At 31.2% G+C, this 21,093-nt stretch carries 16 protein-coding genes; 1 reads left to right on the top strand and 15 read right to left on the bottom strand.

Going from position 1 to position 21,093, the window contains the following annotated elements; translation table 11 throughout:
* Positions 1-106: 106 nt before the first annotated feature.
* The 6 genes from B5S50_RS16390 to B5S50_RS16365 all read right to left on the bottom strand — a co-directional run bounded on the left by B5S50_RS16390 (position 107) and on the right by B5S50_RS16365 (position 7,434).
* Entirely contained in the window at positions 107-2,314 is a 2,208-nt protein-coding gene (locus B5S50_RS16390; RefSeq protein WP_254306615.1) for a cell wall-binding repeat-containing protein, read from the bottom strand.
* A gap of 535 nt (positions 2,315-2,849) precedes the next feature.
* On the bottom strand, positions 2,850-3,098 hold the full coding sequence (locus tag B5S50_RS16385; protein ID WP_065077734.1) for a hypothetical protein: 249 nt from the start codon (positions 3,096-3,098) through the stop codon (positions 2,850-2,852).
* Between the two features lie 23 nt (positions 3,099-3,121).
* Positions 3,122-3,301, bottom strand: a complete 180-nt coding sequence (locus B5S50_RS16380; RefSeq protein WP_065077654.1) for a YjfB family protein — start codon at positions 3,299-3,301, stop codon at positions 3,122-3,124.
* A 164-nt stretch (positions 3,302-3,465) separates the two neighbouring features.
* Positions 3,466-4,935, bottom strand: a complete 1,470-nt coding sequence (locus B5S50_RS16375; RefSeq protein ID WP_217302344.1) for a zinc ribbon domain-containing protein — start codon at positions 4,933-4,935, stop codon at positions 3,466-3,468.
* A 225-nt stretch (positions 4,936-5,160) separates the two neighbouring features.
* Complete coding sequence (locus tag B5S50_RS16370; RefSeq protein WP_065077735.1) at positions 5,161-6,168, bottom strand: dTDP-glucose 4,6-dehydratase; 1,008 nt, start codon at positions 6,166-6,168, stop codon at positions 5,161-5,163.
* A gap of 441 nt (positions 6,169-6,609) precedes the next feature.
* A complete protein-coding gene (locus B5S50_RS16365; RefSeq protein WP_065077656.1) occupies positions 6,610-7,434 on the bottom strand; it encodes a hypothetical protein in 825 nt (274 codons plus the stop codon).
* Positions 7,435-7,640: 206 nt separating this feature from the next.
* Here B5S50_RS16365 and B5S50_RS16360 point away from each other — a divergent pair, with 206 nt between their 5' ends.
* Positions 7,641-8,384 (top strand): hypothetical protein, encoded by a 744-nt coding sequence (locus tag B5S50_RS16360; protein WP_065077657.1) that lies wholly within the window; start codon positions 7,641-7,643, stop codon positions 8,382-8,384.
* Between the two features lie 336 nt (positions 8,385-8,720).
* Here B5S50_RS16360 and B5S50_RS16355 read toward each other — a convergent pair whose 3' ends face one another.
* The 9 genes from B5S50_RS16355 to rfbH form a co-directional block, all read right to left on the bottom strand.
* Positions 8,721-9,692: a flagellin gene (locus tag B5S50_RS16355; RefSeq protein WP_217302343.1), complete on the bottom strand. Its 972-nt coding sequence runs from the start codon at positions 9,690-9,692 to the stop codon at positions 8,721-8,723.
* 288 nt (positions 9,693-9,980) lie between these two features.
* Positions 9,981-10,349 carry a hypothetical protein gene (locus tag B5S50_RS16350; RefSeq protein ID WP_065077659.1) on the bottom strand — a complete coding sequence of 123 codons (369 nt, stop codon included), beginning with the start codon at positions 10,347-10,349 and terminating at the stop codon, positions 9,981-9,983.
* 84 nt (positions 10,350-10,433) lie between these two features.
* On the bottom strand, positions 10,434-12,026 hold the full coding sequence (locus B5S50_RS16345) for an AAA-like domain-containing protein (protein WP_065077660.1): 1,593 nt from the start codon (positions 12,024-12,026) through the stop codon (positions 10,434-10,436).
* Positions 12,027-12,785: 759 nt separating this feature from the next.
* Entirely contained in the window at positions 12,786-15,116 is a 2,331-nt protein-coding gene (locus tag B5S50_RS16340; RefSeq protein WP_217302342.1) for a glycosyltransferase family 2 protein, read from the bottom strand.
* Between the two features lie 603 nt (positions 15,117-15,719).
* Positions 15,720-16,463, bottom strand: coding sequence for an ATP-binding protein (locus tag B5S50_RS16335; RefSeq protein ID WP_217301826.1), 744 nt, complete (start codon positions 16,461-16,463; stop codon positions 15,720-15,722).
* On the bottom strand, positions 16,456-18,021 hold the full coding sequence (istA, locus tag B5S50_RS16330; RefSeq protein WP_217301825.1) for an IS21 family transposase: 1,566 nt from the start codon (positions 18,019-18,021) through the stop codon (positions 16,456-16,458). Before istA ends, B5S50_RS16335 begins: the two co-directional genes overlap by 8 nt.
* A 740-nt stretch (positions 18,022-18,761) precedes the next feature.
* Positions 18,762-18,944, bottom strand: coding sequence for a hypothetical protein (locus B5S50_RS16325; RefSeq protein WP_254306614.1), 183 nt, complete (start codon positions 18,942-18,944; stop codon positions 18,762-18,764).
* 114 nt (positions 18,945-19,058) lie between these two features.
* Positions 19,059-19,496, bottom strand: coding sequence for a transposase (locus B5S50_RS16320; protein ID WP_254306613.1), 438 nt, complete (start codon positions 19,494-19,496; stop codon positions 19,059-19,061).
* A 257-nt stretch (positions 19,497-19,753) separates the two neighbouring features.
* A complete protein-coding gene (gene rfbH, locus B5S50_RS16315; protein WP_217302341.1) occupies positions 19,754-21,091 on the bottom strand; it encodes a lipopolysaccharide biosynthesis protein RfbH in 1,338 nt (445 codons plus the stop codon).
* Positions 21,092-21,093 lie beyond the last annotated feature (2 nt).

Below are 21,093 nucleotides of genomic sequence, written 5' to 3'. Positions count from 1 at the left end.
CATTTATATTCTTATAATCGTAACAATTTGTAATTTTTTTACCTTTTTTATATGAAATCTAGCAACAATTTTTACATCATAAGAAAATATATTGTCAACCACTTAGTTAGTTTTCAATTTTTATTGTAACGGTCACAGGTGTGCTATAATGCTCTATAGTTGCCGTTACATAGTATGTACTAGCATCACTTATATCAACAACTGGTGGATCCCAAAGAAGAACATGTACATTTTTTGCTTCTCTAATTCCATTTGGCCCATTTATAACTGCATTTATTCTAGTTGATAACTCACTCATATTAAATACACCATTTGGATAGTAACTTTTCTTAATATTTATAGATACAGCTGGAACGTTGCTAGTTTTTCCATCTACATTAAGAGTAATAATTTTAGGAATTATTCCTATAGTTGCTTTAACCTTTTTATTACCACTTATAGTTCCATTCAAAGTAAATTTAGCAACTCTACAATCATCTAAATATTGATTATCTAAAAAAGTAGAATCAATACTAACAGCATCTGTCCATGTAACTGACACCTGTTTTCCAGTAGTTGGATCTTTCACTGTGGTTGGATATTTTTCATCTTGCATTATAGGTTCCAATTCTCCTAAGTCCATTACATTTGGATCATTAGGGTTAGTAGGATAATTTGGATCATTAGGATCTTTTCCGCCCTCTCCTGTAACTATAAGCATAAGGCCTACTTTTTTGCTATATCCGCTTACTGTTCCTTCGTAAGTATACACTCCAGTAGAATATTTAATTTCATTTGCCCAAGTTACAGATAAACTTTGTGTTGAACCATCAGTCATTATAGCTGATACTGTAGTTGGAAATACATAACTAGATTTAGTAGTTACAGTTGCCTTTATGTTATTTATAGTTTTTATAGTCTTACCTGTTCCATTATCAATTGTCGTTAAAGTAAGCTTAACCTTTTTACTGTATTTATCTACTGTTCCATAAAAGACATAGACTCCTGGTTTATTCCCAGACTGTGTACCGTAATCCCATAACACAGGTACATCAGTTGTTGTACCGTCCGTCATCTGAGCCGAAACAGTAGTTGGAAGTCCAAAGCTTGTCCTGCTAACCGCAGTTTGAGTTAAATCATCAATTTTATATGGAAGAGGTTTTACTGTAAGAGTTGCATATACTGTAGTATCTGTTCCTCTTAATTTTCCTGTAAAAGTATAAGTGCCTGGATTTGCAGTATTTACTTGACTTAAGTTCCAATCTATAGCAACTTCCTTTTTGGTACCATCTGTAGCTGTTATAACCATAGTCGCCCTTGGAGTATATTTCTCACCCTGCCATATAGTATCAGCTATATTATCAATACCGCTTACCCCTAATGTCATATTTTCAACTGAAGTTTCTGAATCATAACTTACAGAACCTGTTCCTCCTAATATTTTTAAATTATTTACTATGTGGGTTTTAAGAAAATTTGATGTAGCCTCATCCATTGGACTATCCACAAATAATACTGGAGATGATGTTTTAGGAGCTAAAGCTGATGCACTCAATGAATCTGGAAAGTTCTTAGCAGAAGCTACATATAAAGTACCAGTATTTACTTCATTTTGAAAGGCTTGTATTATGCTTACATTTCTAGCATATGCATTGCCTCCTGACCCTATTCTTTTAACATTAGATAGCCCACTTATGACATTGTCGCTTATAGTATTTCCATCACCTATTACATATATTTGAGCCATTTTAGCTGTATTACCTAAATATTTTTTAACAGAAGCAGGCATATGTTCTCCATCTGTCAATATTATAGGCATTCCTTTTAAAGCAGCTATCGATGCTATTGTCATTCCATCTCTAAAATCATTTCCATTTACTAATGCCACCTCACTGGTCTTACCAATCTTTGCTGCAACCTGAAGGGCAGTTTCATATCTGTCTTTACCACCAACTCTAACAACCTTCATTCCTTTAGCCACTAGTGAATCTTCTATACTTTGTGATACTACACCTTTTCCACCCACTATAAATACATTTTTTACATTTAATCTAATAAGTTCTGAAGATGTATAAGGATTTATCACTTCTGTGTTTGTTAAAAGTATAGGGGCATTGTACTTTTTAGCAAGAGGTGCAGCTGAAAGAGCATCATGGTAATCATCTCCATTTACTAATACAGCATAATCAGTATTAGTACTCCATCCAGCATCACATACTCTAGCAGATGTCTCATACCTATCCATACCACCATACCTATCTACTGTCGGTGATGCATATACTTTTGTAGTACCTAAAATACCTATAATTGCTGCAGAGGCAACTAATAGAGCCAATCTCTTACTTCTAAGCGTACCCTTCAATTTAAAACTATTCATATTAATATATAGGCAACTCCTTTCTTTAGTTTTGTTCAGAATCCCCATTGCTTGCATTTTTATTCTTGGTGCCTGTCACCTTGATAGGGCAATAAATGTCCCGCTCGGTGCCAGGCACCTAACAAGAAACATTTCCATTATTAATATTATACCTAATTTAATAGCAAATTTCACCATAAAATTAGTATATAATCTCCCACAAATTCCGGGAAAGAGTTTAGCTATTACAGAAATCTAAAATTACACAAATACATTTATGGACTTATCTTTGTCATCTTTACTGTCTTCACCGATATTTTTATCATATTCCTTTAAATTTTTATCTTTAAGTACATTTTGTTTATCACATACTTGCCTCTATGTGGCACATTTGCACTAGTTATCCTTTAATCCCATTATTTATTTTTCGTATAATTTACAAATTACTTTAATAAAAAGGTACCTGTCATCTAAGTGGAGTACTAACGTTCCCACTTAGTGACAGGCACCTTACCTACAATATTTTTTTATCTTCTGCTTTTCTACTTTCTCCATCTAACGCCTTAACCTGTGCTGCCAAATCATTTATTTTATCATTCAAAACTTTTAAGTACTTTTCGTCAATATTATCCTGTTTAGCTTGTTCTGCTATTTTTATCATTCTCAGCAACTTTTTCTCCATAATATCGAGCATTTGCTGCCTATACTTTACCCACTGAAGCTCTTCCTCCAGTTCTTGCCTTAATTGCTCTTTTTGATTCATTACCAATTTTTACACCCCTGGGGTTATGCCATTGCATCTAGATGACTACCTACATTAGGATCTACTGCGGAATTGCTCAACATTTCTGTCATACCAGCTGCCTTTTGTTCTCCTGCATCCATGGCAATTTTTGTAAGTGCTATACCAGCTGACTGCTGTGCACTCGATTGGCTCATTGCCACTGATAGCGCTGCTATATCCATATTTATCCCTCCAATAATTTTTTATACCTATATTATCGTAAATTAGGGAAAAACATTTAGCAATATCTTCTTTTCGATATCTCACGCTTAAGCGGGGCAAAAATGATCCCTTATAGTGACAGGCACCTTAGTGGGATCATTTACACCCCGCTAAGATGCCTGTCCTAATTAGATTTTATGTCTGAAAGCTGATATCCAGAAAATTGCTCATTGTACTTAAACGTATAAGTATAGTGAAAAGTCTTAGTACTAGGAGTAGTACTATCACTTTGATATATATTATAAACTTCCTCTGTACTTACAGTTCCAGATCTTTTATCATCACTTAAGTTGTATGAGATTACATTAAAAGATTTGATATCTTCCTTTATGCCCTTTTCGTAAGTAGTTGCCACATAACTTTTTTGGTCATTATAAAGTGGGCTTCCAGGATATAGATAATTCTCAATATCTTCAAAATCACCGGTATTTACAGCCTGTGTAAAATAGTAGGTGTACCAATATATTAAATTACGCATTCTATACTGATCAATTTGCATACTAGTTTGAGATTGAGTAAAGTCAAGTTTTATATAATCATCATCCTTTTTCAGAATATAGTCGCTGCTTCTCAATTTTTGTCCGTTTACAGCCGCAACACCATATACAGATGAATTAGCAGCCAGTGGTCCAAAATTACTGGCATCCTTTGCTTTAACTCCAGTATCCTTATTATTTAAAAATATTTCTGCATCTGGATAATCACTGTTTATATTGACATAAGAAACATCCTTAAACACTTCTACATTTTCGCTGTCTTCGTTTGAATTCATAAAATCTATATCACGGGATTCATTTAAAGATTCATAACTGTTTTTGTAATCTGCATTAAGTTTATATTTCCCGGGAATAAAAGGGCCGAGCTGCTTAGAAAAATCCTTTGAATCACTTTTTGCTATTTGAGTACTGTTTAAAGAAAATTGAACATCCTTTATTCCAGTTTTTACTGATATAAATGATGGCTTTATTCCTATCTTATAATCCTTGAAAAACAAATACTTTTTTCCTGCATAAACTATATCAAATTTACCTTTGGAATTAGAATTTAAATTTCCATTAGATCTCGCCACTTCATTATTTAATTGACTTACGACTTCATTTAAATAAGAAGGATTGTCCTTAAAATAATTAATTAAAGGAGCTACACTCTTTTCATCTATTTTCAATCTATTATCGCTACAATAAAGAATATCTACTAACTGTCCTTTATTACTGGATGCAACCGCTTTTTGAAATTTTGAAACCACATTAGAAGGTTTGCTGGCTGCATTACCTATTAGAAAAGACACGAATATTGTGATACATAAAACACCTATTCCTATAATTACTGCCACTTTTTTATTCAAACCCAACTTTCTTCTAAATGTATTAAATATACTGTCATCTACTTCTTCTTCATCATTAAAATCTTCTTTATTAAGATCTTCTTTAAACTGAGAATCATTATTTTGCTTATTTATAAGGCCAGTATTAAAAGTTTGAGTATTTCCTACATCATCCTCTTGTCCCTTTTCTACTCCAGATTTATGTCCACATTTTGGGCAAAACATATCATTATCTTCTAGTTTATTTCCACACTTAACACAAAATTTCACTTTAACGCCTCCTCATATCCAAGTTTCGAAATGTTGTAATTTTCGATTAATATTTTATTAAATTTATATTAACATATGTTAATAGTTTATTCTATATGATTTTTTTGCCATTTGGTGCCTGTCACCGCAGTGGGACATTTTTATTCCATTCTGGTGACAGGCACCTTAAAATAAAAAAGAACAACTATATTTAGCTGTTCTTTTTTATTTTACACCCCTATGATATTATTTTAGCAGTTTAGTTCCTTCTATCCAACCTTCAGTTTCTTCAATTCCCTTCTCCAATGTATATTCCGGCTCCCAATTTATAAGGTCTCTTGCCCTCTTATAATTGCACTTTAATTTCATAATTTCACTTTGGGGGTAAATATGCTTTACATGTCTTACTTTAACTCTGTTTTTCGTAATAATTTGGGCTAATTCATTTATAGTAACATCTCTTCCTGTACCAGCATTAACTATCTGCCCATTAACTTTATCACAATACCCTGCCATTGCCAAAAATCTCGCACAATCCTTAACATATAGAAGATCTCTAGTCTGCTCTCCTGAACCATATATATTTATATTTCTACTATGCAGCGAATTGTTTATAAATGCAGCAACTACGCCACCTTCTCCTCCAGTTTTCTGAAATGGTCCATAAGTATTAAAAGGCCTTACAACTACCGCTGGAAGTTTGTATGCATTGTAATAGGAAAGTACCATATTTTCTGCTGCTATTTTACTTCCGCCATAAGGTGACACAGGCTTTACTGGATGCTTTTCATCTATTCCTTCCTGCCCTGACACATCATAAACCATGCACGTACTAGTAAACACAACTTTACATGGATAAGTATCTTCATTAGCATCAAGGACCCAACCGTCTCCATCCATCTTTCCATTTCTACCAAACATTTGAACTCTAGCTCTCTCAAGTATATTAAAAGTACCTACTACGTCGTTATAAAAAGTAGTTCTTGGATCCTCAATGCTTTCTTGAACATTTATAGATGCCGCCAAATGATATACTATATCAAACTTTTTTTTAAATATTTCATCTAACTTATTTTCATCTCTTACGTCTCCACCTATAAACTTGAAATTAGAATTATTTTTAAATTCCTGTATATTCTCAATTCTTCCATTAGATAAATTATCAAAGGCTGTAACCCTATGACCATCTTCCAGCAGTTTTTTTACTATCCAATGTCCAATAAAGCCAGCTCCTCCTGTAACTAATATGTTCATCATATTCTACCTCTTTTCCGCATATAAAAATAATTAATAATTAAGAGTTAAGAATTAATAATTCTAGTTGTGAACTGATTACTTCATATTATTTAATTTATTCTATAAAAGTATTTAATATCCTCTTTTATCTTATCAAGTGATTCTTAGGTTCAGATGGAGTTTGCTTATAAGGATGACTTTCTCCAGCTGAACCTTATTAACAGTATTCTTAGTGTCTTTAGCACTTAGAATACGTTATCCTTTAGGGGAAGAACTTATCCAGGCGTGTAGCAGTGCTTATCCCCCACTTTAATAGAAGATGGGGTGTTAGCAATGATAGCGATCGGATAAATATGGCTTCGTCATATCTAAGCATTGCTAATTCTTCTCCCTTGCCATCATATTAAAGTAATATCCATTACTTTTTCTCTGCTGAGTAAAAGAATTGTACCTATAAAATTAACTTAGAAGCTGTGAAACAGTACTATTTTCTAACCTAGATGATTGACAATCCAGTGCATTAGCTGCATTTTCTAAAATCGCTTTGGAATTATTTAATGCAATACGTGCAGTATACTTATCCATAGCTTTTAATTGGCATAATTTTGTAACTGACATATCTACTACCATATTCTGATACATAGCATCATCTGCAAGTCCTCCTATTTGACTTTTTATATTATCAGAATATTTATCTAAAGGTTTTATCAAATTATTCTCTATTCTATTAGTGTCTTTCAATATATCTCTTATGCCTAGCTTCCCTTCAATGTGAAATTTTCCATCACCATTTTTTTTATTGTCTTTATCCACATCAGCATCTATACTTATATCAAAAGGTTTTAAATCTATAACAATATCAGATCCATGATTAGTTTCTACATTAATCTGATTCTCTCTAAAAGTATTATCTCCAAAAGTGGAGTTTACTACACTATTCATATAACTTATTATTTCATTGGCCTGTTTTTCTGCAGCTTTTCTATCTTCATCTGTCAATTTACCACTATTATATTCGGAAGATATTTGTTTCAATTTCTCAGACATATCTTCTAATGAATTTACAGCTTTATTTTCCTCTTGAAGAAAAGAAACTCCTTCTTGTATATGTTTCTCTGAAGTTTGTGCTTTACTTAATTCAACTTTTAATTCATTTACTTCTAAAGTATCAGCCATTGATTTTTGAGAATCTAGCCTTGTTTTTACTGCATTTGCCAATTTCTTGTTTTGATTATTGTAGATACTTAAAAAACTACTTTTAAATTTAATTTTTGAAATATTCATAATTACACGCCTTTCTACTTAAAAGTTGAGAATTAACAACGGATAGTTAAATACTTCGTTTCTCTTTCATTAACTATTTATGTTATCGTAGATAAATAGAAATCTTTATACCAAAGTAAATAATAAATAGTTAAGTTTCCCATATTTGTAACGATAAACGTTTTGGGAAGGTCTAATTATATAAAACCTGTTTTGGAGATGATTACATGACTATAAACTCAATTCAATCAAAAACTATAAATATAAATAGTTTATCTCGTGATAATAAACTAGACAAAAAAAACAAAAAAAATTCAATAAGTAATATTAAATCTAATAATAATGTAATTCAAGCTTTAGAAAAAGAAAAAGAATCAATTCAGAATCAAATCCAGGGAATTAAAGATAGCAATATGGATGAAAAAAGCAAGCAATCAAATATTAAAGATTTAAACAAACAAATTCAGCAAATAGATTCAAAAATTGCTGAAATCAAATCAGAACAAATAACTCATAAAAAAGAAAATGAAGAAAAACAAAAAAAGAAAGAAAATTCTACTGAAAAAATAGCATATGATGAGAACTCACAGAAATCAATACAATTAAACAATTTAATAAAAATTGCTTCAAATGTTTCTAAATTATCTAAAATGTATACTATTAAAGCTGGTATGAAAAGACAAATGAATGTTATCCTAAGTGAACCTGATCCAATAAAGGGAACCTATTCTAATTCTCAGACCGCTGAAATGGATAAACTATCCTGCAATATAGGAAGGATAGATGAACAGATTTCATCTAAAACAAAAGAAGTTAAAAATGCTGCAAAGAAAAATGTAGGAACTCAAGGAAAACAATCTTCCGAAAAAAGTCAAACGGATAATACGGTAGTCGATGATAATAAGAATATTTCTTCTTCCAAAAAAACTCACAAAAAATCCGGGAAGGATAAAATAAGTACTTATGTATAACTAACTTTCGCAGTTTAAGAATATTGCGAGGCAATATTTTTAATTAATAGTTAAGAATGAAGAATTAATAGTTAATGTGGATTTTTTTCCGTCACACTCTCAAAAAATCTTTGATTAAGCTTTTCACCACTCGTTTTGCTAAATTAAAACATTACTAAGAGGTGACTCATATAAATTTAAAGATTTTTTGCGATAGCTAAAAATCATCCTTCACTATTAATTTTTCATTATTAATTCTTAACTTGAGAAGCTTTGCTTCGCAAAATTATTATATTAAGTCAAAATTTTATATGTGCAAAAGTTAAGTATCTAGTATTATTGCACATACAAATTAAGCTACATTATAAAAGATTTTAATAACTGCGACATCCGTTCTGATGAATTACGATTAGCTTGTACCAGCATTGCCTGTGATGCTTGAGAAAGAATATTGTATCTTGAATAATTTATCATTTCCTTTGCCATATCAGCATCTTCTATTTTAGATTCTGATGCAGATATATTACTTGCTGTATCACCAAGACAATCTATCCTACACTGTAATACATTTTGAAGAGCTGCTCTTAAACCTACTCTAAAACAAGATACCTTTCCTATAGCATCACTATATATTTTAATAGCAGCACTAGCATTTTTAGGATCTGTCATATCTAGTGCATACTCTACAGTTTTATTATCATTTCCATCAGTAACTACATTATCTTTATCATTTGGATTTGCCTCTACAAGTTTTGCTGTTACTTTTCCATCCTTTGATGTAACACTTCCACCTGATTCTCCACTTATATTTAGTGCTTTAGCTTTCATATCTTCTACCTTGATCACATCGCATTGCCCTAAATTAGCTCCAGCTTGAGCCGCAAATTTAGAATTAACTCCATTATTTTTACCATCGAAGCTTAACAGCTTTATAGTATTAAACTCTGTATTGTCACCTATATCGTTAATTTCTGAGGTTAATTGATTGATTTCACATTGAATATTTTTTCTATCTTGATCTTTTAATGTTCCATTTGCAGCTTCAGTTGCTAACTGCTTCATTCTTTGTAATATTGAAGTAGTCACATCTAATGCACCATCTGCAACCTGTACAGCAGAAATATCATCTTGGGCATTTCTTGATGCCTGCTCTAGTCCTATAATTCGTGACTTCATTTTTCGAGAAACTACCAAACCTGACGGATTATCCGATGCACTATTTATGGCTAATCCAGAAGAAAGTCTCTTAGCAGCTTTTGCCATCTTAGACGTATTTATTGACATATATCTCAATGCATTTACTGCATTTATATTATGATTGATTACCATGTGCCTGCCTCCCTCCAATTTCCTCACATTGTAATTTTATCATAAATAATTACATTTAACAAAAATAAGCACCAACAGCTTATATGCTAGCTATCGATGCCTACTTACATTTTCCAGAATTTATACTCCCGGATTACTTTTAAGTAATTTCTCCAAATCATTAAATTCATTAATATACACCTTTTTGACTCTTTCAACTAATCTTTTCATTGTAAAACCTCACATCTGTTGATGTCTCTATTAACGAACTCATATAATCATATATAAGTTGCTCATAAATTCTATTATTTATTTTATAATCTTCAAGCTTGCTATATTTTCCATGTTTCTAGCTGTTACTACCTCAACTGTAGCTAAATCTTTTCTCATATCTTCAACTTTTCCTGAAAGTTGAATCATATCATTACTTAATTTATCATGCTCAGCCTTATTAGTATTAGCCTTATCCTCAAGTATTCTAAGTATAGTACCATGTTCTTTCTGCTGTATTCTTATAAGTTCAATATCATTTTTCATTCCACTAATATCACTTTTCATTCCACTAATATCACTTTTCATTCCACTAATATCACTTTTTATTTCTTTAATATCATCATTTATATATTTTAATTTTTCGTCAAGTAAATTACCCAATGCCTTTAATAATTCATTATCCATATTACACCACCCTATATCTAATATACATTACAAGTTTAACATGTCATTATTGCAAATTCAACATATAAATTTCTAGTGGAGTATCTAACAATAAACTTCCACTATATTCTTTATGTTCTTTTCCCTGCTGCCTACATTAATATTAACCTCATCCACTTTTTCTGATTCGCCCTTAGATTTTCTGAAGTCAAATATTAAAAGATATCCCTGATCCAGACTGTACTGATCCAAGTATTCTCCGAGCTGCATGAGTCCCTTTTTGTGATATTCTTCACCATGCCATATTTTAAGCTCTAATATATACATTTTTTTATTATAAGTTATAACTATATCAAAACGCTTTTCTTCTCCGCCCTGTACTTCTTTAAAAGCAAAGCCTGTGCCATTTATTATAGGACTTATAAAAGCTAAAAATAAGAGTCTTCCATCTGCTTCTAAAAATGACTTTCTTTTTTCTGAATACTCATGCTTCATAAATTGTTGAAATTTTAAAAATATCTTTTTTACATCAAGGTTTCCATCTTCTCTTATAAAATTTGACTTTTCATTGTAAAATCCAACATCAGTTGATGTTTCTATTAATGAACTCATATAATCATATATCAGCTGTTCATATATTCTATTATTTATTTTCAAGCTATTGTCTTCATTTTTAAATATTCCATAAAGCATTCCCATATTTATAATTGGATTACTTATATTGTAATTAATTTTATTTCCATCTATAATTAAACTCTTTACCATTTCTTTCAGTTTACTGTTGTTTTCAATATTTTTAATCAAACTTTGAAAATTCGTATTATCATCATTTAAAAGTATCTTTACAGCTTTATCCATATATTCTTTTTTCCACTCAAGTTCCCCTTCTGGCATTATTTTTTCATCTATTATCTTACATAGTTTACTTATAAGAAAAGGATAACCGGAAGTATAAAAATGCAGCCTTTCTGAAAAATATTCTTTATCAAGTTTTACTCCCTTATCCTTTACATATTCATCCATCATAGTTTCTATTTCTTCCTTTGAAAAACTCATATCCACATCAAACTCCGAGGCTATATTCCATGGACTGTTGTATTTATGTTCTTCATCCGATCTTATTTTGAACCTTAAACTTTTCACATCGTGTACGCCTGCAAGTATTACACTATGGAAAGTAATGTCTTCTTGTTCATTTCTTAGTAAATACTTATTTCGAAGCATTCCTAAAAAACTTAAAAAAAGCTGGTTATTACTGCTCTTATCCACTTCATCTATCATTAAAACTACCTTTTTATCTGCTTTCATAACTAATTTGGTTATAGCATTTGATAAATCATTTAAATTTTGAATCTTAACTCTTTCTTCTTCCAGAAAACCTGATAAATTTTTATTGTTTAATATTAAATTTCTCTCCACTATCTGTAAAAAGGCTCTTGAAAAACTTTTTTCATTTTCAAAAACAGAATCTCCTATGCCCTCAAAGCTTATTTTTATAGGTAAATATTGTTCCTCACTTTTAAGTTTTTTATTAAGTAAGAATAATGTTGTAGTCTTTCCGTACTGCCTTGGTCTGTTTATTACAAAATACTCCTCATTTTCTATAAGATTCATTATCTTTTTTATTTTATTAGAAATATCTACCATATAATGTTTTTCCGGTATGCAAGTTCCCGTTACATTAAACCTTTTTTTCATCACTTTCACACCTCACCTGTATCTATTTTAATAATATGTCTATTACATATTTTATCTGATGACTACCTACTGTAACACTCCTACGCACTCTGTGAAAGCGATTATCACCAAATCATAGATTTGGGATATCTGCTTGCACACAGCGAAAGCGACTATCACCAAATCAAAGATTTGGGATATCTGCTTTTCCCACTAAGTAAGATTCATTGATAATTTCTGCATTTATCTGCTTATCTTCATCTTCTACTTTATTATAATCTATAACAATCATCTTTTTCCATTATAAACAATATATTTTTATTATAGTCATAAAAAATTAATTTTATACAAACATTTGTTCTTTTCGTAATCATTTAGATATACTAAAAAGAGCAGCCATTTCAATGACCGTTCTAAAAATATTATTACATTATTTTACAGGTGCCTGTCACCATTGCTTAATCAAATTTTTAACTCTAATTACAATTTGTTCTCTGCCTATTTTTCTGCTCCCTAAATATATTGTTATATAAGAAGGCATAAATATCAGCACTACTGACATTGTAAAAAATAAGATGACAATACTGTCAGTAGTGCCGATATCCACGGCTGTTTTTGGTTGTCCCTACTATTTTTTCGTAGGATTAGTAGGGTGGAAACTGTGCCCTATTTGCCCTAAGCCTCCATAACAAAATGAGCACTTGACCTAATATTAGATTAGCATAAACAATAAAAATTACAAAGCATCAATATCTTTTATTTTTTACTATTTGAATTTCCTTATATACTTTTAAAAAAATCTTCAACTGTTATATTAGAATCCAAAATTTCTAACAAATTTTTAATAATGTTTCTTATCTTCTCTTTTAGTTCTTTATTATCAGATGCAAAAAATGCAGTTTTATAGTATTCTATTGCTTTATTATAGTTTTGATTCATCTCATAAACGTAAGCTAAATTAAACAATATATCTGCATTATCTGGGTCAACTTTTAGTCCTTCTAAAAGAATTTTTTCAGCTTCGCTATTTTTTTGCTGCATCATGTAAATTACTGCTTTCATTGAATATATTTCAATATCATTTTTCACAATATCTTCGTATTGTGAAATTAAAAATTGTGCATTATCAAGTTTTCCACAATCAATTAACTTTGAAATATTCTGTTTTAATTTAGTCTTATAATTTTCAAATTCTTTTTCTTCTTTGCCTGTTAAGACTTTTTCGTTTTGCATTAAAATTTCTATTCCCTTTTTCATATAAGTATATGTTTCTAAAGCTATTCTCAGATATTTGTAATAACCTTTCATATCATTATTATCTCTGCATTTTTGAGCATGATATAAATAAATAAAAAAAGCATCCTCATTATTCTTTACATCATATACTATTTTATTATCTATACACCACTTACTATATATCGTTGTCACGTAAGAAATACCAAACTTTATATATTTTTTAAATATATATTGATAGCTCTTATCATCTATGTTATCAATTAATAATACATATCTACAAAATAATCTATTAATCCTAACATTATTGTAATTATTAACATCATCATGCGAATTAATATACTCAATTAATAAGTTGGATAAATCCTTATGTGTATCATTTAAATATTCCATAAATTTATTGAGTTTAGAATCCCACACATTATACAACAATGACCCTATATCTCCACCAGCTTTAAGCATATAATATATCAAGTCTCCAAAATAATTTGGCTGCAAATTCATATCCATTTTGTTTACAAAATCAATAATAATTTTCTTTAAATCATTACTAGCTATTGCTTCTGAACTTCTTATTTTATTTAAATACGAATAAGAATTAGAATAGCCTGCAAACCTCTTTATCAAAAGTTCTCTCTTGCCTTTTTCTAATTCATTCATGCATTGTTCTAAAACATAATTAAATTTATTTTCAAACTGTATGCCATTTGGAATCATTACATCTTCATAATACTTGTTAAGTTCCAAATACCTATCTAATTTTATATATGAACTAACAACTGCTCCTATACTATTTTGTATAAATTCCTTTGAAGTTAATAATTTGCTATATTCCAAACATTTTTCATACATTCCAATCCCATAATATCCTACAACAAGATCATTATACGCTTCTTCTATTCTACCTAAAGTATATAGCCCTAAACTTACATTATACCTCAATTTAGAGTTATTGTATTCCTTGACCAGAGTAATATATCTCTTATAACTTTCAATGGATTTCTTAAAAGTTTCACTGAAAGCTTCAGATTTTGCCATATAAAATGCGAGATCAATATAATTATTATCTAATTTTAATCCTTCCCTGCAAACTTCTTCTGCTTCAGAATATTTTTTAAAATCCATTAAACAAATAACATACTGATAATAAACATACAAAAAATCCTTTTTATTAAAATGGCCTTTATTCATAATCTCATAAGTTTTTTTAATCTGATTTAGCGCATCTTTACAATCATCATGCATTCTATATGTAACAGAAAGTTGAAACCCATAATAAATATTATCTGGATCTTTTTCTAATTCCAATTTTAACAATTTGCTAGTTCTTAAAAACTTTCTTTCCATGAGATTTTTATCTTCATTAATATATCCATAATGAACTATCTTAGCATTTATTGTAATTACAGGATTTTTAAATACCGGGTAATTATGAACCACTCCTTTATAATGAAAATCTCCATCATTTTTAAAAAGCCTAGGGGATTGTATTACACTATAATCGTATCTATCCTTTATACTATTTAAATTTTCAACAGGCATAATTGCAGTATTATACTCATTACACTTTTCTGATTTTAAAAAAGTAATTAATTCATTTTCATTTGAAACTTCCTCATCTGCATCAATAATAAATATCCATTCCCCAGCTGCATAATTTATTGTTATGTTCCTCATGGATGAAAAATCATTATTCCATTTATGTAAGTAAACTTTATCTGTATATCGTTTTGCTATTTCTATGGTCCTGTCTTTTGAACCCGTGTCAACTATAATTAATTCTGATTCTATAGTACTCATTATAGTTTTTAAGCTATTTAAACATCTTTCTAAATTTTTTTCTTCATCTTTAACCATCATACATATGCTTAATTTCATATCAATTTATTCCTTTCAAAATATGATAAACAAAAGCCTTTTTGAGAACTGCATTTTCTACTTTATTATAATACATAACAGTTATCTCTTTCCATAACATAAAGTATATTGTTTTATTATGGTCATAAAAATTTAATTTTATATAAATATTTATTCTTTTTTCATTCCTTCAAAATATAAAAAAGAGCAGCCAATTCTAGCTGTTCTAAAAATGTTAAATCCATCTATCATGGAATTTTTTATCTTTCCCTACAACTACAGAACAAATATGTTTTCCACCGAAATTCTCATATCACGCTGTATGTTTTCAATGGACGGAGGATAGATACCAGATATCCTGAGCTTTAGAATCAATTTTATATTCTCTATTATAGGCATCAATTCCATCTCTTTGCATTAATTTTCCGAGACAAAGTGCAAAATCATAATAAGGTTTTAATAGATCTTTATTTTTCAGTAGATTGCAATGATAATTTAAAGAGTAAATAAGAGTCGTCATCATTACTGATTATTTCGCGGAAAAGAATCCAGTACGGAGCATAGCTCCGTACCAGTAATAATCCGTCTTGAATCCAGCAATTCACGGAATGAATCCACTTGAAATTATAGCTTGTGTTTAGCACAGTACTCACGCATGTTCAGGGATCCTGTTTCAACCCAGATTGCATTATGTACTATTCTGTCCATGATGGCATCAGCATGAACACCACCACCAAGTCTTGAATGCCAGTCTTCCTGACGGTATTGCGTGCAGAAGATAGTAGATGTTGAATCGTGTCTGCGTTCAATCAGTTCGAAGATGAAATGCTGTTCTTCTTCAGAGATATCTTCAAGTAGCCATTCATCCAAAATTAGCAATCCATAACAGCTATACTTCTTAAGTAGTTTTGCTGAGCCCTTAGTGACTAGAGAAGCCTCATCATGCTCTACTAATAAGTCTGGAAGTCTTATATACCTAGTTTTGATCTGATATTTGCAGGCTTGCCTTCCAAGTGCACATGCAAGATATGTTTTGCCAGAACCGGTAAAGCCTTGAAAAATGACATTTGAATTGTTTCCAATGAACTGGCATGTGGACAATTCTTGAATCACCTGCTTTTCAATACCACGTTCTGAATAATAGATATCATTTACTTCGGCTTTGGGAAGCCTGAACTTTGAAAGCTTCATAAGTCGCTGAATCTTACTGTTATATTTCTCCTGGTAAAGATAATCCATCAGCCTTTGTATGCGTTCATCAAATTGCAGAGTGACACAGTTGATGTCTCGCTGCTGTATTTCCAATGCAGTAATGAGTTCACTAAGATTCAGTTCACGCAGTTTTCGTTTTGTTTCATCGTTAATCATTACTGCTACCTCCGTAATACTCTGCACCACGTACATATCCACCTGTATTTTTCTTGGGTTTTACGGATGCATTTTTATTTTCTAGATAAATCTGGTCTTGATTAGTAGCAAGAATAGATTTAACATGATGATAGCGGGGCGTTTTGACTCTAGTTAGTGCCAACTCGCAGGCAGTTTCCAGACGGGCTTCTGAATAGGTTTTGCTCAAGCGTAAAACGGACAGGGATGGGTTGTATCCCTGTTCTTTTATTTTTACTCCAGCAAATATCCTATCAATAACCTCACCGGTACTGCTTCCGATAGAATAAGCCCGTCGTCTGATTCGTGTATTATCCCATTCAGGTTGTTGGAACTGATCAGGCATGTCTTCAGCGTGTGTTGAATAACGATTGATTACATAATCAGGAAACTTTGTATGGGTAGCAACACGTTCCCTTGATATATATATTTCCAAGTTAGAATCGGTAACTTTTAGGTCTGCTGTTTTACCAACATATTGATAAGGGCAGGAATATCGATTCTTGTTATAGACCACGTGACAGTCAAGATTTACTTTTCTGCCATAAATCCATTCAGCGATTTCATATGGGATGATTGGAAGATTATGAAGATAACTCTTTTCTTCTTCAAAAACTGCCTTTCGGCTTCCCTCACGTTTTTGGAACTTTTGGTTATTAAAGTCCGTAAGGGCATTTGAGACACCCATCTTTAATTCATGAAATGAGTAATAGAGCTTATTACGAAGTTTAGCAATGATGGCAGTTGCTACCTTTCCAACAGTACCTTCTACTGATGCTTTCTGTTTAGGTTTTCTGACTCCGGTTGGCATGATTGCTGTCATGTAATGAGAACCAAGTGCCTCATAATTGTCGTTAAGTATGATATCGCCTTCTTTAGGATGGGATATAACACCAGTTTTGAGATTATCGCAAACAGTACGGATGGTGACACCACCAAAGAATTCATACATGTGAATATGACATCTAAGCCATGTGTCCTGCTTCATATCAAGACAGGGCTCTACATATGAATACTGGCTATATGGAAGTGTAGCAACAAACAGATATACGGTAATCACTTCACCTGTTGTAGCATCAACATAAGACATCCCTGGTCCTGACCAGTCTACTTCTGTGATGACACCTGGCTTGTGATCCAGATGATTAGTCAGTTTGTTTGCAATCGTATAATCACTGTATCCCTCGCAGAATTTAGTGTAGCCCATAGAGATTTCGTTGGAGCTATTACATTTATCACAGTATTCCTGCCAAAGCAGTTTTAATGTAACACCAACTTTCTTCAATTCTTTGTGAACATACTCATAATCAGGATTCCTATACATATTTTCGATGACATGCTTATCCGGATAGAAAATCCGATATACGATTTCCTCATCCATGTCTTTGACAGTATCGAAGGTAATGCCGAGAGAATCAGCGATGTGAAACACATCACTAACAGAGTTTTTAGACATATGCCTGGTAGCTGCAATTGTGTTACGTGACATACGTGCTGCTCGAAGCTCTAGGATGAGCTTCACTTTGATTTTATTGGCCATAAAAAAGCCTCCCTTCTGTAAAATTAGGTAGCTTTTAGCTCCATATTTATTGTACAGAAGATTTATGAATAAGTGGAATCATTCCACGAATGACCTTATAAAAAACAGAGTGGAATCATTATGCGAATAGGTGGCTCTCAATTGCGTATTGATGGCTCCGTGAACGCGAAATAATCACATTACCAATGTATTTCTAGATTTTATGATATTTTACAGTGACAGAAATTGTTCTTTACCATTATCACTTACATAAAATTCTTCTTTTTCGGAGATATGCATATCTATAATATTAAATAAATCTTGAGTTTCCATTTTATCATTTTTATAATTACATTCTATTTAAATTCATTCTACATAACTTTCCATATTCCTTCTATAAGTTGCATAAAAATAAACGATTATTCGCTAATTAGTATAGTTTATACCTTTAAAATCTCCTAACAGTACTTATACCTCTACGTATATTTCAAAGTAACAATCTAAATTACAATTTGTTCTCTGCCTATTTTTCTGCTCTCCAAATATATTGTTATATAAGGCATAAATATCAGCACTACTAACATTGTAAAAAATAAGATGACAATACTGTCAGTAGTGCCGATATCCACGGCTGTTTTTGGTTGTCCCTACTATTTTTTCGTAGGATTAGTAGGGCGGAAACTGTGCCCTATTTACCCTACAAAATAGGAATAGCCTCCACAACAAAATGAGCACCAATAGCTATTCCCCGCCATTAATACTCATTCAAGTATTCTTCCATCTTCTGTTCTTCTACTTTCACTATCTAATGCTCTAATCTGTGTTGATAAGTCGTTTAGCCTAGCATTCAGTTCTTTTAGTTCTCCTGCAGTAAGATTACCCTTCTTAGCCTGCTCTGCTAGTTGTTTCATTTGTAGTAGCTTTTCTTCCATGATGTCTATCATCTTCTGCCCATACTGTGCCCACTACAGTTCCTTTTCTAATTCTTGCTTTGGTTCTTCTTTTTCATCGATCAATTTATCTCACTTGTTTACTGTTTTTTCCAAGCTACAGTTACCCTATAGAACACTTTCAACATATTGTTTATATAAATCTCTATTACCTTTAAAATATGATAATATAATTTCATTGTGTATTAGTTTTTCTTTTTCTTTACCAATATACATTGAATAGCTACTCCATCTATAATCCTCAGGTTTTTCTACCATCTTTGCTCTTACAGGGTTTAAATAAATGTATCTACTAGCCTCTAATACATATTCATCTTTCTCAATAATTTCTGCATTGTACCTAGATTGAAACAAATGCCCTACATAGTTATATTTGTTATTAAAGTTTCTTGCATAGGATTTATTTATCCTACTTATTAAGTACCATATATGTTTATCTTTTGTTTTTATTTGTAGGTGAACATGATTTGTCATTAGTGTATATGAAATAACCTCATAACTATTCTTATAATATTCTAGTGCTTCTTTTAAATTCTCCAAATACACTAAATAATTCTCTTCTTCTTTAAATATATCACTTCTCCCCTTACATTTATTTCTTTAGGAAGAATTATTGACATCTCTATTACTTTTAATCATTTACTATTTTTCCCAAGTCACAGTTACCCTAGTGGGATGTTTGCAGCCCACTTGCTAATTGGTTAGTTGGAAAATTTAGTTATGCGAAATATGAGCTGAAAATAAACAAAATTGCCTTTATATTAATATAAAAAAGAACAGCCATTTCTGACTGTTTCCAAAATTTACACCCCTGGGGTGCCTAAATAACTGCCTATTTTTTCTATCATATAATCAATTTGTTCATCACCAATTCCAGGCCAAACACCTATCCAAAATGTATTTCTCATGATTATATCTGTGTTCTTCAAGTTTCCAATTACCTTATATCTTACATCATTTTCAGTAAACAAAGGCTGCTTTAATATATTGCCTGAGAATAACAACCTCGTTCCTATTTTATTCTTTTCCAGAAAAGCAATCATACCATTTCTGTTAAATTTAGAATTTTCTTTTATAGTTATAGGAAATCCAAACCAACTTGGGCTACTGTTTTCTGTTGGCTCCGGTAAAATTAAGTACTCCTCAAATTGTTTTAACCCATCATACAATTTTTTATAATTTTCCCTTCTTTTTTTTATAAATTTAGGTAATTTTTCAAGCTGAGATACACCTATCGCTGCCTGCATATCAGTTACCTTTAAATTATATCCAAAATGCGAATATACATATTTATGGTCATATCCAAATGGTAAATTTCCATGCTGCTGTGAAAATCTTTTGCCGCAAAAGTTATCTGTTCCTGGTGGACATATGCAATCTCTTCCCCAGTCTCTTATAGAACGAATTATATTATGTAAATTCAAATCATTTGTAACAACAGCTCCACCTTCACCTATAGTTATGTGGTGTGCCGGATAAAAACTATATGCCGATATATGTCCAAAAGTTCCCGTATATTTACCATTGTATTCAGCACCAAGAGCATCACAATTATCCTCTATGATCCACAAATTATACTTCTTAGCTAATTTCATTATTACATTTAAGTTAAATGGATTGCCTAAAGTATGTGCTAAAATTATGGCCCTAGTCTTATCAGATATGGCATCTTCCATATCATCCGTTTTTATGTTATATGTTTTTAAATCTACATCTACAAATACAGGCACAAGATTATTTTGAATTATAGGCGATACTGTTGTTGGAAATCCAGCCGCAACAGTTATTACTTCATCGCCTGGTTTCAATCTTTTTTCTCCTAATTTATAAGATGTTAAGGCAGTAAGTGCTATCAAATTTGCAGAAGATCCAGAATTCACAAGTGAACAATATTTTACATTTAAAAAATGAGAAAATTTCTTTTCAAACATGTCTGCATATCTACCTGATGTCAACCACATGTCCAAAGATGCATCGATTAAGTTAGCTAAATCATTTTCATCCAATACTTTACCTGATGCTGGTATGTAAGTTTTACCTGGTATAAACTTATTTGTTGACTGCTTATTATTATAAAATTTCCTAGCTCTATTTATAATGTCATCTCTAGCAGATTTTTCATCAAAACTTGAGTTGTCCATTT

The organism is Clostridium sp. 001 (genome assembly GCF_019056555.1).
In the GTDB taxonomy this organism is placed as follows: domain Bacteria; phylum Bacillota; class Clostridia; order Clostridiales; family Clostridiaceae; genus Clostridium_B; species Clostridium_B ragsdalei.
Note: the sequence above shows the minus strand (reverse complement) of the source record. Positions and strands in the feature narration are given on the sequence as shown.